Raw genomic sequence first — 14,747 nt, 5'->3', positions numbered from 1 at the left:
CACACCCAAAACGCAACAGGCTCTGCAACCGGGTAGCGGTCAAACAACTCGGCAGCGGGCACGCCAAAACCCGGTAGTCAGCCCGAAACCCGGTAGTCGTGCAAAACCCGGGCACTCGGGTCCGTCCGGACCCGAAGCGCGACGGTTCCAACTCCACGCCGGTCCTGCGGGTGGCCAGCCATTGAGCCGGTGGGTTACCACCCCGGAATCCCAGGTGGTAACCCACCACGCGAGTGGCCAGCCACCCTGAGATTTCGGGCCGCGCGTAAGGGTCGCCCCGGCGCGCTCGACCGGCCGGCTCGTGGGTGGGACCAGGCGTGGGTGAGCGGGCGGGGTTAGTTGGGTTGGCGGTCTACGGCGGTGGCTAGGGCGGCGATTACGTCGGGTTTGCGGGGTTGGCCGCTGGCGCGGGTGACGATGGCGCCGGTGCTGTCGAGGACCAGGGTGGTCGGTGTGCGCAGGATGTCGAGGCGGCGGACCAGGTCCAGGTGGGATTCGGCGTCGAGTTCGATGTGGCGGACGCCGTCGACCATGTCCGCGACTTCGGCGAGGGTGCGGCGGGTGGCGCGGCAGGGCGCGCAGAAGGCGGAGGAGAACTGCAGCAAGGTGGCCCGTTCGCCCAGTTCACCGTCGACGTCCGCCTCGGTCAGGCGGTTCGCCAGCTGCTGCTCGGACCCCACGGCCGCACTCCCGATCGGTTCTGCCTGGCTGGATTCGGTGGCCTTCGGGCCGGCGCCGCTCGACTCGCTGCCCCGGATGGCCCGGGTGCCGCGGAAGCGGCCGTCGTACCGGGTCTTGAGCAGGCTCAGTACGCCGCCGAGGGCGACCGCACCGATGAGCACGCTGATCCCGAGTGTCACAACTATCGAATGTACGCCGCCGGCAAAGCCCGTTCGTTGCCCTGATCACCCACTGGACGGCGCTAGCGATAGGCCTTGACCGCGTCCGCCAGCCGGCCGACGAATTGGCGTCCGAACGCCGAGGCCCCGTCGACCGCGATGACGGCGAGGTATCCGTGGAGCCGCCACAGTTCGCGTCGTTCCGCAAAGCCCGCGTCGATCTCCCTGCGTTCGCGGTAGGCCTCGAAGACCACGGCCGGGATCGGCTCGAAGTAGTCGAGCAGGGCCAGGTCGATCTCGGGATGACCGAAGTACGGCGCGGTGTCGATCAGCACCGCCTCCGTGCCGGTGGTGAGCCAGTTGTTCTGCTGGGCGTCGCCGTGCAGCAGCGACGGACGCGGATCCGGCCCGCCCAACGACGGCAGACGGCGGATCAGGTGCTCGACTCCGCTCGCCAGGTCCGCCGGCAGATTCCCTTCGTCCACGGCTTCGCGGAGGCGCGGCACGAGCCGTCGTTCCGCGTAGAAGTCGGCCCAGGTACCGGAGGCCACCGGCCGGTTGTCCTGAGGCAACGGTCCGAAGAACCCGTCGAACGCCGCGTTGCCGAAGGTCTCGGCCTGTACGTCGTGCAGCGTGGCGAGCGCCGTTCCGATCGAGCGCCAGTGCTGCTCGGTTCGGGCCGCTGCCGGGATTTCGGGAATCGCCTCCAGCAGGAGCACCGCTCCACTCGAGGTCTCGGTGATCCCGCTCGCTATCGCCGACGGGACCGGCACATGCCGGCGCAACAGGTCCAGTCCGAGCAGCTCGGCCCGGAACTGCTCGCCATCGCCGAGCTTGGCGAATACCGAGAAGGCCTCGCCGGGGAACAACCCGCAGGGGTGCGAAGCCAGGTCATCGAGCTTGGTGAAACCCGACGCCTGCCAGGGCCGGCCGTGGTACGCCGAGGCCGCTCGTTCGATGGCGTGGACGGCCTCGGGGCTCTGCAGCGGGTGCACCCGGTCGAGCGTACTGATCACGCGGGCGACGCGGGGTTGCTTGAATGGAGGCATGGAGGACGGGCTGGAGGTGCGCAGCGGGGTCGTCGTACCCGAGGCTGAGTTGAGCTGGCGGTTCTCGCGGTCCAGCGGGCCCGGCGGCCAGTCGGTCAACACCACCGACAGCCGGGTCGAGCTCAGTTTCGATGTGGCGAACACCACTGCGTTCAGCCCGATGCTCAAAGCCAGGGCGCTCGAACGGCTCGCCACCCGGCTGGTCGACGGCGTGATCACGATCGCCGCCTCCGAACAGCGATCGCAGTGGCGAAACCGGGAGGCCGCGCGCGATCGGCTGACCTTGCTGCTGCGGGAGGCCATCGCCGCACCGCCCAGGCCGCGCCGCCCGACCAAACCGAGTAAAGGCGCGGTACGGCGCCGGATCGAGGCCAAGCAGCGCCGCAGCGAGACCAAGCGCCTCCGCGGACGCCCCACCGACTGACCCGTCCGCCACCGACTGACCCGCCACCAGCTGCTCCGCTCGCGACCGCCAGTCGGCCGTCACCGGCGGCAGCCTCAGTGGACAACGGCCGGCGGTGGCCGAGGAAGGACCTGTCGCTGGTTAGGCTTCGGTCGTGGCCGACGAGAAGACGCCCTCCCCGCGCGGCTCCTCCGCCCCGGAGCAGGACAAGCAGCCGGAATCGCTGGAGGAGATCAAACTCCGCGGACGCCCGATCCGTACCTGGGCACTCGGTATCGGCGCCGTCGGGCTCGCCATCTCCGCCGCCTTCGGTGGTCTGCAGAAAGCCCCGGCGGAAGTGCCGGACGTGCAGCCCGGTACGGCGATCGCGGCCGGGCAGTTCGAGGTGACGGTCGACCGGGTGGTCGCGGTGAAGGACCTGGACCCCGTCTTCAAGCCGGACCCGGGCGGCGCGTTGCTCGTGGTGGTGGCCAAGATCAAGGTCACCGACGACCGCGGCGACTTCCCCGACTCCTCCCTGCTGCAACTGGTCGATGTGCCCGGGATTCCCGCCGGGGAACGGCCGCTGGGCATCGCCAATATGCGCGACAACACCACCAACCCGATGCTGCAGCCGGAACAGCCCGAGCAGGTCATCTATGTGTGGAAGTTGCCCAAGGCCACTGAAGTGCCCAGCGAGGTGAAGCTCGAGGTGGAGAAGACCACGTTGGAGAAGGAATCCAAGCTCACGCACAACCGGATCTGGCTGACCGAGGGTGTCGCCGGGAAGCTCACCGTCAAGGTGAAGAACAACCTCAAGGCACGTCGATGAACCGGCGGGTGGTGAACGTCGCCCTGACCGTCGTGGTGCTCGTCGCGATCGTCGGCCTTTACCGGGTGACCCCGACGCAGGGCGACTTCCAGCAGCCGGTCCAGGTCAACGGCGCCTTCGGCAAGGTGGTCGAGACGCCGCGTTTCACCCTCAACGTCGAGGCGGTCCGGATCGGCAAGCGGCTCAAGGTTCCGCGCAGTAGACCCGATCGTGAGACCTCGACCTCCTGGGTGGCGGTGGACACGATCGTGACGGCCCGGCGCGAGCCGATGTACCTCGGCACAGTGCGGATCCGGACCAAGGACGGCCTGCAGTACAACGCGACCAACCGCAAGAGCATCAGCCGATACGATCTGACCGGATTCGAGTTCCAGCCGGACATCCCCATCCGTGGCTCGTTCGTGGTCGAGATGCCCGCTGACCAGGTCGCGGGCGCACAGCTCGAGGTGATCGAGAGCAAAACCTTCACCGCGTTCGAACCGCAGGCCACCGTGCCGCTGGAGAACGTGCCGTCGGAACAGCCCGTCGTCGAGTTGAAGGAGGCGGCGGTCGCATGAGGTACGGCTGGTTCCGCAGGAACGCGGCCGCCCTGGCCTCGCTCGTACTGGTGATCCCGGTCACGGGCTGGTGGGTGACCCGCCCCGACTACAAATCCTGGTACGACGCCGAGCCGCGTGACCCGGTCACCGTCGCGGCGGGCGGTACGTCGTACGCGGGTGCCACTTGGTACGCCGCCAGTGTCGAGGTTGATCCCGCGCCGAAGCGGGTGGGCGCCGACGAGCCGACTCCGCCCGGTACGACGCGGGTGCGGGTCTATCTCCGGCTGCAGGTCGACGACCTCGCGAAGCTCAAGGGGCTCGAGGGCTGCCGGGTCCACCTGCGGGCGCCGGACGGCCGGATCTGGTCCGACGACATCGCGTCCGGGAGCTACCTCGACCGGCCGACGGGCTGCGCGGGCGGTACCGACGACAAGCCGGCCACCTGGCGACCGAAGGGCACTGCGGAGTACTACCTCAAACCGCGCGTGGGGAAGCCGTTCGAGACCGTCGCGGTGTTCGTCGTACCGACTGAGGACGCGAAGACGGCCCAGCCGATCGTGACCTGGGCTACCCGGATTCCTCAGTACTTGGCATTCCCGAGGTAGCCGCGCTCAGGTCCGTCGCGCCCTTGTCGACGGTCAACGGCTTCTGCGGCGCGAGATAACCGGCGAGGCCACCGATCATCCGGTCGTACGCCGCCGCCAGCAGGCAGATCTGCAGCATCAGGCGCAGCGCCTCGACCACCAGCGCCAGCGGCTCGTCGAAGACCAGCCAGGCCTCCAGCGAGCGCGGGCCGACCACGTAGTCCCGGACGACGATCCCGATGGCGCCCGCGCACCAGGTGATGATGGCCCAGGCCAGGAAGTAGCCCAGCATCGGCCGGATTCCGGATCGCGCGACCAGGCGGAACGCGTCCGCGACCGGGGTCCAGCGGTCCTTCCAGTCGGCGAACATGGTGTTACCGGCCACCCGCACGATGTGTGGCGTCTGCTGCCAGCGGCGCGTGACCCCGTCGAACCGCCACCGCAGCGGCAGCGTGCGCTCGGGCTTGTGCAGCACCCGCCCGTAGATCACCGCGGTGATGGTGATCCACATCAACGGCAGTACCGCCGCCGTCCACAGGTCCGCGACACCGGCCGCGATGAACCCCGTCACCGTGTCCCACACCTCGCGCACGGTCGCCACGCCGAGCACGTGGTCGAGCACCCAGGTGTAGGAGTCCTTGATCCAGGCGAAGACCTGCCGCTCCTCCAGCCAGTCCTTGGGAGCCGGAATGAACGCCAAGGCCTGGTAGGCCACTACGAACAGCCAGAGCGCTTCCAAGTACGCGACGAACAACCGCTGGAGTGGGCCGGACTTGCTGCGCGTACCCCGCTTCTTGAACAGCAGGCGCAGTAAGTAGGCCGTAGCACCCAAGCCGATGAATAGCCAGGTTGAGAGGGCAGCAAGACCTTCAGGCCGTTGCGCGACCGTGCCGCCAGTGAAGATCGTCGCGGCGTCCTCGTTGATACCGAAGACCAACAGGCGGTACTCGTAGTCGAGCGCCTCCTGCTGGAGGAACTGGTACGCCGCGTAGAACGCCAGGAACGGCAGCAAGGCCGCCGTAAGCGCATCGAGCGGGCGACTCTCTTCACCGACGGGCTGACCGTCTGGCGCGAGCTTGCCCTCTTCGACGGCCCGGCGATGGAACGGCAACTCCCCGCGTAGTACGAGGAACATCGCGACGTACATCGCGAGCGTGATCAGGGCCAGCAGAGCGAGCAGGGCGATACCGCCCGCCTCGACCCGGTGCCCGACCCGGACCGCGACCCATTGAACGGCGCGATGCGCCAGTTCCGCGATCAGGAAAACCGCGAGCAGCCGCGGCCACGCCTTCGCGAACAGACCACCAGCCCGCCCGACAGTGGTGAGCAGCGTCCCCGAGTCCTGTGCCACGGGAGGAAATGTACCCGCAGGCCAGGGTCTCCTCAGGCTGGGTCGGCCGGTTCCGGACTAACCGGCCTAGCCGCCGGCGAAGGGGGGCAGGATGTCGACGACGGAGCCGTCGGCCAGGGCGGCGTCACCTTCCACCCGGTCCCCGTCCAGCAGGAACGAGCTGATGCCGAGAACCCGCGCCAGGTCCGGACGGCCCTTGCCGAGCGCTGCGACCAGCTCCGCGACCGAGGCCGCCTCGGCCTGCTCGACCGGTTCGCCGGCGGCCGCCCGGGCCGCCGCGAAGTACCGCACCGTGACCGTCGCCACTGGGACACCTGCCTCCATTGTCGGGACTTGGAGTATCCTTTCAGAACCTTTACCTGCTGTTTCAGCCAGTGTGTCTCGGGCCCAGGGCAATGACGCCCCGGGCTCGACGTGCATCAGGACCGGACCACACCGTGCCGGTGACAGGGTCCGACGACCAGCACAAGGAGACAGCGTGAGCACGTTGCTTCTGCTGACGAACGCGCTGCAGGCCTCGACCGAGGTGCTGCCCTCGCTCGCCCTGCTGCCCCACCAGATCCGGATTCTGCCGTCGGAGGTCGCCGCGCTGGTGGACGCCCCGGACGCCGACGCGGTGCTGCTGGACGCGCGCCGCGATCTGGTCAACGTCCGATCGGTGTCGCGGCTGATCCGCACCACCGGTATCGATGTACCGCTGATCCTGGTGGTCACCGAGGGCGGCCTGACCGCGGTGAACGCCGACTGGGGTGCCGACGACGTTCTGCTCGACACGGCCGGCCCCGCCGAGATCGAGGCCCGCCTGCGACTGGTGATCGGCCGGCTCGCCGCGGTGCGCAACGAGGACCCGGACACCAGCCTGATCCGCAGCGGCGACGTCGTCATCGACGAGGCCTCGTACACGGCCAAGCTGAACGGCCGCGCGCTCGACCTGACCTACAAGGAGTTCGAGCTGTTCAAGTTCCTCGCGCAGCACCCGGGCCGGGTGTTCACCCGCGAGCAGCTGCTCCAGGAGGTCTGGGGGTACGACTACTTCGGTGGTACCCGGACGGTCGACGTCCACGTGCGGCGGCTGCGCGCCAAGCTCGGCCCGGAGCACGAGGCCCTGATCGGCACCGTGCGTAACGTCGGCTACCGCTTTGTCATCCCACCGAGCAAACAGGACCGCGAGACCGCCGACTCGAACGCCTGACCCGCGTCGATCCGGCGGTTTTCACCAGCTCGGGCGCGTCTAGATGCTGTGATTATTCCGCTGCTGTACGTACACGCGGCTGGTGCTACCGTGCTTGTTCGGTCACTGCCTGATGGTGTCCGCGTACGGAAGGTGTCCGATGGCTCACGCAGCCCATGCCCGAAGTAGTACCCCTCGCACCGGTCCGGTGCTGACCGCGACCTGGCTCGGCCTGACGCTCGGTCTGCTGGTCGGCGCGATCGCGGTCGGCCAGACGCACGTCGGCGTTCGCGCGGGTGCCGCCACCTTGCTGGTGATGATCGCCCCGCTCACCATCGCCATCTTCGTGCACGCCATCCGCCACGGCTTCGGCTCCAAGGCCGCCGCCCTGCTCACCGCCCTCACCTTCGTAGCCACCGCCTTCCGCCTAGCCCTGCTCTAACCCCTCCCCCTCCCCCGACACACCCCTCCTCCGTTCATCGGACCCTTCTGACGCGGCGTGTCGCCACTCATCGGACCCTTCTGACGCGGCGCGTCGCCATTCATCGGACCCTGCTGACCGGCGGAACGGCGAACGGCCCAGCCGCTCCGTGGAGGAGGGCCGGGCCGTTCGGGGTTCGTGGGTCAGCCGACGGTGATGCGGTCGGTCGGGCCCGGGGTGTACGGGTCGTGCGCGGTCAGGTAGTTCGCGAAGGCGTCGATGTCGAGGCCGCCGAAGAACTTGTTCGTACCGGTGGCGAAAGCTCCGAACCCGTCGCCGCCGTCGGAGAGGAAGTTGTTCGTGACGATCCGGTAGGTGGTGGTGTCCACCAGCGGCTGGCCGGCGATCTTCACCGAGTCGGCCACTACCTCCTTCGTGCCCGGCGTCGCGCCCGCCTTCCAGGTGTAGGTGATGCCCGAGACCTGCAGGACCTTGTTCGACACCTGGTTGACGCCGGTGAACTGCTGGGCCAGCAGGCTCCGGATCTGGGTGCCGGTCAGGTCCATCGAGACCAGGTAGTTGTTGAACGGCTGCACCGTGAAGGCCGCGCCGAACGTCACCGCGCCGTTGACCGCGACCAGGTCGGACCGGATACCGCCGGGGTTCATGAACGCGGCGACCGGGGTCTTGCCACCGGTCACCGTCGACGGATCCGCCAGCTGCGCGTCCGCGATCAGGTTGCCGAGCGGGGATTCACCCGACGCGTCCGCCGTACGGCTGACCATGTCGGTGGTGATGTGGCCGATCACCTTCGACTCGATCGGGGCCACCAGCGCCTTGTACTTGTCGATCAGCTGGGTGAGCTTCCGCGCCTTCGGCACGTCCTGGGTGACGATCAGGTTGTTCGCGATCGTGTTCGCCCGGTCGACGTCGTTCGTCAAGTTGTCGATGCTCATCCGCAGGTCGGTGACAAGCCGGCCGAACGAGAACGCGCTCGTGACCAGTCGCGGCGCACCGGCCGGGTCGGCGATCGAGCAGTTGTAGCCCTGGTGGGTGTGACCGGTGATGACGGCGTCGATCTCGGCGTCGAGGTTCTTCGCGATGTCGACGATCGGGCCGGAGATACCCGGGCAGCTGTTGTAGGCCTTCGGGTCGGCCGGAATACCGCCCTCATGCAGCAGTACGACGATCGCCTCGACGCCCTTCTTCTTCAGCTCCGGGACCAGCGCGTTGGCGGTCTCGACCTCGTCGGTGAACTTCAGACCCTCGATACCGGACTTCGTGACGATGTTCGGCGTGTTCTCCAGCGTCATGCCGATGAAGCCGATCTTGCGGCCGTCCTTCAGCTTCTTGATCGTGTACGGCGCCAGCAGCGTCTTCTGGTTCTTCTCGAAGAACACGTTCGCGGAAAGGAAGTCGAAGTCCGCGCCCTTGAACTTCTGCTTCGGGTCCGGGCAGGAGTTCTGGTTGTTCGCGCCGTCGCCGTCGGGCAGGCAGCCGCCCTTCTGCATCCGGAGCAGCTCGCGCCAGCCCTCGTCGAACTCGTGGTTGCCGACCGAGGTGGCCTCCAGGCCGATCAGGTTCATCGCCTCGATCGTCGGCTCGTCGTGGAACGCGGCCGACAGCAGCGGCGAGCCGCCGATCAGGTCACCCGCGGCGACCGTGATGCTCTCCTGGCCGTTGGCCCGGGCCGCGGCACGCAACTGCTCCAGGTGGGTCGCGAGGTACTCCGCACCACCGGCCGGGGTGCCGTTCACGTGGCCCGACGAGCTGGTCGGCGCGTTCGGCACCAGGTTGCCGTGGAAGTCGTTGATCGACAGCAGGTGCACCTGCGTGTGCGTCGGCTTCGGCTTGTGCGAATCCGGCGCGGCCTGGGTCACGGTTCCCCCCGTGGCCAAGCCGAGCGTCACGGCCGCCGCAGCCGCCACCAGGGCCGTCGCCCGGCGACCGCGCGACCGGTTCTTGTCTCGTGCTGGAAAGGCCATCTCTAACTCCGTCGTCTGTGCGATGTCCGCCTACGGCCCGGGTGTGGGCGGCCCGTCTCGGTGTGGGTGTCTGCCCGGGTGCGGGCGGCCAGCCCGGGTGTGGGCGGCGAACACGCGCAAATTACCCGACGGTTCGAGCCACTCCAAGGCCTCGGCGGAACCGAAGGGGAAACTCGCACCCAACGCGTTATGACGGCCAAAGCTCCGGCCGAACTACGGTGGTCCCGTGACTGTCGAAGCCGTACCCGCACCGTTGCCCGAGGCCACCATCGCCGCCGTCACCGAACTCGCACGAGCCGCTTCGCACAGCGACGGCGTGGCACCCCTGAACGAGGCCACCCGACTCGACCTGGCCACCGGCGGCGCGGGTGGCATCCACCTGCTGCAGTACGACGGTGAGGCCCTCGCGGGGTACGCGCATCTCGACCCGGACGGCTCTGCCGAACTCGTCGTGGCTCCCAACGCAAGGCGCCAGGGCGTCGGCACCGCGCTCGGGCAGGCTCTGCTCGCCGAGGCGGGCGAGTCCCTGCGGATCTGGGCGCACGGCCGACTCCCCGGCGCCGACGAACTGGCCGCGCGGCTGGGCCTCGAACCGGCGCGCGAGTTGTTCTTCCTCGCCCGGGACGCCTCAACCGCCGTACCGCTGCCAGAGGTGGTTCTTGCCCCGGCGTACGAGCTGCGGACGTTCGTACCAGGCCAGGACGACAAGGCCTGGCTGGCGGTCAACGCCCGGGCCTTCGCGACCCACCCGGAGCAGGGCTCGTGGACCCAGGCCGACCTGGACGAACGCCTCGGCCAGGAGTGGTTCGACCCGGCGGCATTCTTTCTCGCGGTCGAACGTGGCTCGGGCCGCCTGGGCGGATACCACTGGACCAAGGTGGAAGACGGCGTCGGCGAGGTCTACGTGGTCGGCGTCGATCCGTCCCACCAGGGCACCGGCCTCGGCAAGGCCCTCACGTTGGCGGGCCTCCACCACCTTCACGGCAAGGGCCTCGACCGGATCGTGTTGTACGTCGACGGCACGAATACCGCGGCCCGGCGGCTCTACGAGTCCCTCGGCTTCACCACCGCCGCCCTCGACGTCCAATACGCGCCCGCGACTTCTGGCTGAATCCGCAGCGTGAGGGGCGTCACACAACGTGAAGCCAGAACCGCGTCATGAACCACCCCCGCGGGCGTCTCACCAGTAGCCAGGAGCTGCACGGCCTCTACCCCCCAGTCGGGCGGCTCCTGGCCCAACCCCCCTGTGTCGCGTCCGGCGAGCGCCTCCCCGCTCTCCGGACGCGATCGGTTTATCCAGCCCAATCCCGCAGTTTGTCCCTGATCGGGCAGACCAGCCGCCTGCCCCAGATTGCCCTAGGGGTGTGCGGTGCCGGGGTTACGTCGGTGGGCGGAGGGTGGTGCGGATGGCGGTGGTTATGCGGCGGCGGGCTTGGTGGGTTTCGCCGGTCAGGACGAGGATGTTGGCGAAGCCGTGGACCATCGAGGCCTCGCAGTGGTGTTCCACCTCGACGCCGGCGGCCTTGAGCTTTTCGGCGTACTCGTTGCCCTCGTCGCGCAGCGGATCGAACCCGGCGGTGACGACGTACGCCGGGCAAAGCCCCGAGAGGTCCTCGGCCAGCAGAGGCGAGACCATCGGATCGGCGCGGATGGCCGGATCCGGGGTGTAGTGGTCGCGGTACCAGTTGATGTCCTCGTCGGTCAGGAAGAACCCCTCGGCGAAGAGATCCCGGCTGGGACGGCGGCCGACCAGGTCCAGCGCCGGGTAGATCAGCACCTGGAGGGCGGGCGCCGGCAGACCGCGGCGCACGCACTGCTGGGCTACCACCGCCGCGAGGTTGCCGCCGGCACTGTCACCGCCTACACCGACGTACGACGGGTTGGCGCCGAGGTCTTCGGCGTGTTCGACGGCCCAGCCGAACGCGGCGATCGCGTCCTCGGCGGCTACCGGAGCCTCGGCCTCGGGAGCCAGCCGGTAGTCGACCGACAGCACCCGTACGCCGGCCTCTTCGGCCGCGTCGCGGCAGAACGCGTCATGGCTGTCGAGATCGCCGGCGACCCAGCCACCACCGTGGAAGAAGACCAGCAGGCCACCGTTCGACATCGGGGCCGACCGCGGCACGTACAACCGGGCGCCCAGCTGACCGTCGGCGCCGCGCACGGTGAGATCGGTCACGCGGGGTAGTTCCCGCCGCGGGCCGGAGACCAGCTTGGCCGAGGTGAGCAGGTTGGCCCGGGCCGTCGCGACCGAGGTTTTGTCCTTGGATTTGCCCGGCAGCAGGCCCTCCAGGCGCAGCAGCAGCTGGATATCGGCGTCCAGCACGTTGCCGTCGATCTGGATCGGAGCGCCGGCCAGGCGGTGCCGCAGCGAGGCCGGCAGCGCGGTGACGGGCCGCAGGGCGCCTCCCTGGACCGTGTCCAGCGCGGTCCGTAACAGGGTGTCGACTCGTCGGTTCACAAGGAGTGACGCTAGCAAGAACGGCCCGGCCCGCGCTTTGGCAACCTGCTGTTCATCGGAGGATGACATGCTGGGACATGTGGCAGAGGACTTGCTGGCTTCGCACAACCGTGAGTACGACGTCGAGCCTCCGTATGACATCGCGGAGGCCGGCGATCTACCCGCGGACCGATTCTCCGACCGCGAACTGAGCTGGCTGGCGTTCAATCAGCGCGTGCTCGAGCTCGCGGAGAACGATCGGGTCCCACTGCTGGAACGAGCCAAGTTCCTGGCCATCTTCGCCAGCAACCTGGACGAGTTCTTCATGGTCCGGGTGGCCGGGCTCAAGCGCCGGATCGCCGCGGGTGTCGCCGTTCGGGCCGCCAGCGGATTGTTGCCGCGCGAGGTGCTCGACCGCAGCCTGACCCGTAGCCGCGAGCTGATGGACCGGCAGGCCTCGACCTGGCGCAAGGTGGTACTGCCCGCGCTGGTCGAGAAGGGCATCGACATCCTGCGCTGGGACGAGCTGAACAGCTCCGAGCGCGAGGACATGAGCCGCTTCTTCGCCGAGCGCATCTTCCCGGTGCTGACGCCGCTGGCCGTCGACCCGTCGCACCCGTTCCCGTACATCTCGGGCCTGTCGCTGAACCTCGCGGTCGTCGTACGGAACCCCACTACCGGTGGCGAGCACTTCGCCCGGGTGAAGGTGCCGCCGCTGCTGCCGCGGTTCGTGAAGGTGGCCGAGGGGCGGTACGTGCCGCTCGAGGACGTGATGGCCGAGCACCTCCACCAGCTCTTCCCGGGCATGGAGGTGACCCAGCACCACACCTTCCGCGTCACCCGGAACGAGGACCTCGAGGTCGAAGAGGACGACGCGGAGAACCTGCTCGCCGCGCTCGAGAAGGAGTTGCTGCGGCGCAAGTTCGGCCCGCCGGTCCGGCTCGAGGTGGAGGAGTCGATCGACCCGCAGGTGCGGGCGTTGCTGCTGTCGGAACTCGGCGTGACCGAGGCCGAGGTGTTCGAGCTGCCCGGGCCGCTGGATCTGCGCGGGCTGTTCGCGATCGCCGGCCTGGATCGGGCCGAGCTGAAGTTCCCCGGGTTCGTGCCGTCGACGCACCCGCACCTGGCCGAGGTCGAGACCGCGAACCCGGCCGACATGTTCCACGCGCTCAAGCAGCGCGACGTACTCGTGCATCATCCGTACGACTCGTTCTCCACCTCGGTGCAGCGCTTCATCGAGCAGGCGGCGGCCGATCCGCAGGTGCTCGCGATCAAGCAGACGCTGTACCGGACCTCGGGTGACTCCCCGATCGTGGACGCGCTGATCGACGCCGCCGAGGCCGGTAAGCAGGTACTGGTCCTGGTCGAGATCCAGGCGCGCTTCGACGAACAGGCCAACATCAAATGGGCCCGGCAGCTCGAGCACGCCGGCTGCCATGTGGTGTACGGCGTGATCGGGCTGAAGACCCACTGCAAGCTGTCGATGGTGGTTCGCGACGAACCGGACGGCCTGCGCCGCTACGCGCATCTCGGTACCGGCAACTACCACCCGAAGACCGCCCGGCTGTACGAGGACCTCGGTCTGCTGACCTCCGACCCGGTGGTCACTGAGGACGTCGCGCACCTGTTCAACCACCTGTCCGGGTTCTCCCTGCGCAGCGGCTACCGGCGGTTGCTGGTCGCGCCGCAGGGCGTTCGGACCGGCTTGCTGCAGCGGATCGAGCGCGAGGTGCAGCATCACCTGGCGGGCCGTCCCGCGCGGGTCCGGATCAAGGTCAACTCGCTGGTCGACGAGGCCCTCTCGGACGCGTTGTACCGGGCCTCGCAGGCGGGCGTTCCGGTCGATCTGTGGATCCGCGGCATCTGTACGATCCGGCCGGGTATTCCGGGCCTTTCGGACAACATCCGGGTCCGCAGCGTGCTCGGGCGGTTCCTGGAGCACAGCCGGATCTTCTGGTTCGAGAACGGCGGTGAGCCGGAGGTCGCGATCGGCTCGGCCGACCTGATGCACCGCAACCTGGATCGCCGGGTGGAGACGCTGGTCTGGCTGAAGGAGCCGGACCACCTGACCGAACTGGGCGACCTGTTCGACCTCGGTTTCGACGAGGCCACCGGGTCCTGGTGGCTGCAGTCCGACGACACCTGGGTCGCGCATCTGACCGACGAGCAGGGTCGTCCGCTGCGCGATCTCCAGGAGCGGCTGATCGCCACCCGCGGCCGGCGCCGCCAGACTGAGAGTTAAGGCTTCGCGCATGAACGAGGCGGCGACAGTGATCGCTGCGGGCGGGGTCGTCTGGCGCGAGGCCGACGGCCGACGTGAGGTCCTGCTGGTGCATCGCCCGCGGTACGACGACTGGTCCCTCCCCAAGGGCAAGGTCGACGGCAACGAGCATGTCCTCGCCGCAGCCCGCCGGGAGATCCAGGAGGAGACCGGCCAGCTCGTGACGCTCGGACCACCTCTAGGCATCCAGCGGTACGACGTCCGCAAGAACGGCGGTACGGCGCCCAAGCTGGTCCACTACTGGGCGGCAGGTCTGACCGGCGAGGCGGTTCCCTTCGAGCCGAACGACGAGGTCGACGGGCTGGAGTGGCTGCCCATTCCGAAGGCCCGCAAGCGGTTGAGCTATCCCCGCGACATGGAGATCCTCGACGCGCTGGACGCCGCCATACCGGTCGAATCGTCCCTGGTGGTCATCCGGCATACCAGCGCGGTGAAACGCAAGGAGTGGACCGGCAAGGACCGGGACAGGCCCCTAACGGCTGAAGGCACTCAGGACGCCCACGACCTCATCGACGTACTAGGCGCGCTTGGGGTCAATCGGGTCATCACTAGTGACGCCGAGAGGTGCTACGCCACGATCGCGCCGTACGCCGCTGCTGCCGGACTGACTATCCACGAGCACCCGGAGATCTCCGAGCGGGGCTACGAGAAGAACCCGGAGGCCCTGAACGGCTTGCGCGCCTGGAAGCCCGGCAAGGTTACGGTCGTCTGTTCCCATCGGCCGGTACTTCCCGCTTTGGCGCGGGCGCTCGACCTTCCGGTGGGCAAGTACTCCCCCGGCGCGTTCGTGGTCGCCCACCGCACTCCGGCCGGCCTGTTCCACGAACGCTTTCCTGGGCCCTGAAGCGCGGTGTGCACCGAGCGGCAGGCACGATG

At 68.6% G+C, this 14,747-nt stretch carries 15 protein-coding genes; 9 read left to right on the top strand and 6 right to left on the bottom strand.

Going from position 1 to position 14,747, the window contains the following annotated elements:
* Window positions 1–335: 335 nt before the first annotated feature.
* Both ACFFGN_RS34510 and ACFFGN_RS34505 read right to left on the bottom strand, forming a co-directional pair.
* Window positions 336–860: a TlpA family protein disulfide reductase gene (locus ACFFGN_RS34510; protein ID WP_380056937.1), complete on the bottom strand. Its 525-nt coding sequence runs from the start codon at window positions 858–860 to the stop codon at window positions 336–338.
* A gap of 62 nt (window positions 861–922) precedes the next feature.
* Window positions 923–1,888, bottom strand: a complete 966-nt coding sequence (locus ACFFGN_RS34505; RefSeq protein ID WP_380056934.1) for a fructosamine kinase family protein — start codon at window positions 1,886–1,888, stop codon at window positions 923–925.
* Here ACFFGN_RS34505 and arfB point away from each other — a divergent pair.
* The 4 genes from arfB to ACFFGN_RS34485 all read left to right on the top strand — a co-directional run bounded on the left by arfB (window position 1,887) and on the right by ACFFGN_RS34485 (window position 4,246).
* Window positions 1,887–2,312: an alternative ribosome rescue aminoacyl-tRNA hydrolase ArfB gene (gene arfB, locus ACFFGN_RS34500; RefSeq protein ID WP_380056932.1), complete on the top strand. Its 426-nt coding sequence runs from the start codon at window positions 1,887–1,889 to the stop codon at window positions 2,310–2,312. The two genes, ACFFGN_RS34505 and arfB, sit on opposite strands and share 2 nt — an antisense overlap.
* Before the next feature lie 133 nt (window positions 2,313–2,445).
* Window positions 2,446–3,102, top strand: coding sequence for a hypothetical protein (locus ACFFGN_RS34495; protein ID WP_380056929.1), 657 nt, complete (start codon window positions 2,446–2,448; stop codon window positions 3,100–3,102).
* Window positions 3,099–3,659: a hypothetical protein gene (locus ACFFGN_RS34490; RefSeq protein WP_380056926.1), complete on the top strand. Its 561-nt coding sequence runs from the start codon at window positions 3,099–3,101 to the stop codon at window positions 3,657–3,659. The genes ACFFGN_RS34495 and ACFFGN_RS34490 overlap by 4 nt, the downstream gene beginning before the upstream one ends.
* Complete coding sequence (locus ACFFGN_RS34485) at window positions 3,656–4,246, top strand: hypothetical protein (RefSeq protein WP_380056923.1); 591 nt, start codon at window positions 3,656–3,658, stop codon at window positions 4,244–4,246. Before ACFFGN_RS34490 ends, ACFFGN_RS34485 begins: the two co-directional genes overlap by 4 nt.
* Here ACFFGN_RS34485 and ACFFGN_RS34480 read toward each other — a convergent pair.
* Window positions 4,209–5,576, bottom strand: coding sequence for a hypothetical protein (locus tag ACFFGN_RS34480; protein WP_380056921.1), 1,368 nt, complete (start codon window positions 5,574–5,576; stop codon window positions 4,209–4,211). The two genes, ACFFGN_RS34485 and ACFFGN_RS34480, sit on opposite strands and share 38 nt — an antisense overlap.
* Window positions 5,577–5,642: 66 nt before the next feature.
* Window positions 5,643–5,882 carry a MoaD/ThiS family protein gene (locus tag ACFFGN_RS34475; protein WP_380056918.1) on the bottom strand — a complete coding sequence of 80 codons (240 nt, stop codon included), beginning with the start codon at window positions 5,880–5,882 and terminating at the stop codon, window positions 5,643–5,645.
* Between the two features lie 172 nt (window positions 5,883–6,054).
* On the opposite strand from ACFFGN_RS34475, the gene ACFFGN_RS34470 reads away from it, so the two are divergent.
* Together ACFFGN_RS34470 and ACFFGN_RS34465 are read left to right on the top strand one after the other, a co-directional pair.
* A complete protein-coding gene (locus ACFFGN_RS34470) occupies window positions 6,055–6,768 on the top strand; it encodes a winged helix-turn-helix domain-containing protein (protein WP_380056916.1) in 714 nt (237 codons plus the stop codon).
* Between the two features lie 139 nt (window positions 6,769–6,907).
* The gene (locus ACFFGN_RS34465) at window positions 6,908–7,189 is read left to right on the top strand and encodes a hypothetical protein (protein WP_380056913.1); all 282 of its coding nucleotides are present in this window, start codon (window positions 6,908–6,910) and stop codon (window positions 7,187–7,189) included.
* Window positions 7,190–7,371: 182 nt separating this feature from the next.
* Here the strand turns inward: ACFFGN_RS34465 and ACFFGN_RS34460 are convergent, their stop codons facing one another.
* Window positions 7,372–9,153 (bottom strand): bifunctional metallophosphatase/5'-nucleotidase, encoded by a 1,782-nt coding sequence (locus ACFFGN_RS34460; protein ID WP_380056911.1) that lies wholly within the window; start codon window positions 9,151–9,153, stop codon window positions 7,372–7,374.
* 226 nt (window positions 9,154–9,379) lie between these two features.
* On the opposite strand from ACFFGN_RS34460, the gene mshD reads away from it, so the two are divergent.
* Window positions 9,380–10,264 carry a mycothiol synthase gene (mshD, locus tag ACFFGN_RS34455; RefSeq protein ID WP_380056908.1) on the top strand — a complete coding sequence of 295 codons (885 nt, stop codon included), beginning with the start codon at window positions 9,380–9,382 and terminating at the stop codon, window positions 10,262–10,264.
* 267 nt (window positions 10,265–10,531) lie between these two features.
* On the opposite strand, the gene ACFFGN_RS34450 is transcribed toward mshD, so the two are convergent.
* Complete coding sequence (locus ACFFGN_RS34450) at window positions 10,532–11,611, bottom strand: alpha/beta hydrolase (RefSeq protein ID WP_380056905.1); 1,080 nt, start codon at window positions 11,609–11,611, stop codon at window positions 10,532–10,534.
* Between the two features lie 67 nt (window positions 11,612–11,678).
* Here ACFFGN_RS34450 and ACFFGN_RS34445 point away from each other — a divergent pair, with 67 nt between their 5' ends.
* Together ACFFGN_RS34445 and ACFFGN_RS34440 are read left to right on the top strand one after the other, a co-directional pair.
* On the top strand, window positions 11,679–13,832 hold the full coding sequence (locus ACFFGN_RS34445) for an RNA degradosome polyphosphate kinase (RefSeq protein ID WP_380056902.1): 2,154 nt from the start codon (window positions 11,679–11,681) through the stop codon (window positions 13,830–13,832).
* 10 nt (window positions 13,833–13,842) lie between these two features.
* Window positions 13,843–14,715: an NUDIX hydrolase gene (locus tag ACFFGN_RS34440; protein WP_380056899.1), complete on the top strand. Its 873-nt coding sequence runs from the start codon at window positions 13,843–13,845 to the stop codon at window positions 14,713–14,715.
* Window positions 14,716–14,747 lie beyond the last annotated feature (32 nt).

Origin of the sequence: Kribbella deserti (genome assembly GCF_042434725.1) — a bacterium.
GTDB lineage: Bacteria > Actinomycetota > Actinomycetes > Propionibacteriales > Kribbellaceae > Kribbella > Kribbella deserti.
This window is presented reverse-complemented; position numbering and strand designations above follow the sequence as displayed.

Coding starts and splice junctions, on each gene's coding strand:
- ACFFGN_RS34465 (WP_380056913.1), top strand. CDS start 6,908: ATGGCTCACGCAGCCCATGCCCGAAGTAGTACCCCTCGCACCGGTCCG.
- ACFFGN_RS34490 (WP_380056926.1), top strand. CDS start 3,099: ATGAACCGGCGGGTGGTGAACGTCGCCCTGACCGTCGTGGTGCTCGTC.
- ACFFGN_RS34445 (WP_380056902.1), top strand. CDS start 11,679: ATGCTGGGACATGTGGCAGAGGACTTGCTGGCTTCGCACAACCGTGAG.
- ACFFGN_RS34440 (WP_380056899.1), top strand. CDS start 13,843: ATGAACGAGGCGGCGACAGTGATCGCTGCGGGCGGGGTCGTCTGGCGC.
- ACFFGN_RS34460 (WP_380056911.1), bottom strand. CDS start 9,153: ATGGCCTTTCCAGCACGAGACAAGAACCGGTCGCGCGGTCGCCGGGCG.
- ACFFGN_RS34505 (WP_380056934.1), bottom strand. CDS start 1,888: ATGCCTCCATTCAAGCAACCCCGCGTCGCCCGCGTGATCAGTACGCTC.
- arfB (WP_380056932.1), top strand. CDS start 1,887: ATGGAGGACGGGCTGGAGGTGCGCAGCGGGGTCGTCGTACCCGAGGCT.
- ACFFGN_RS34485 (WP_380056923.1), top strand. CDS start 3,656: ATGAGGTACGGCTGGTTCCGCAGGAACGCGGCCGCCCTGGCCTCGCTC.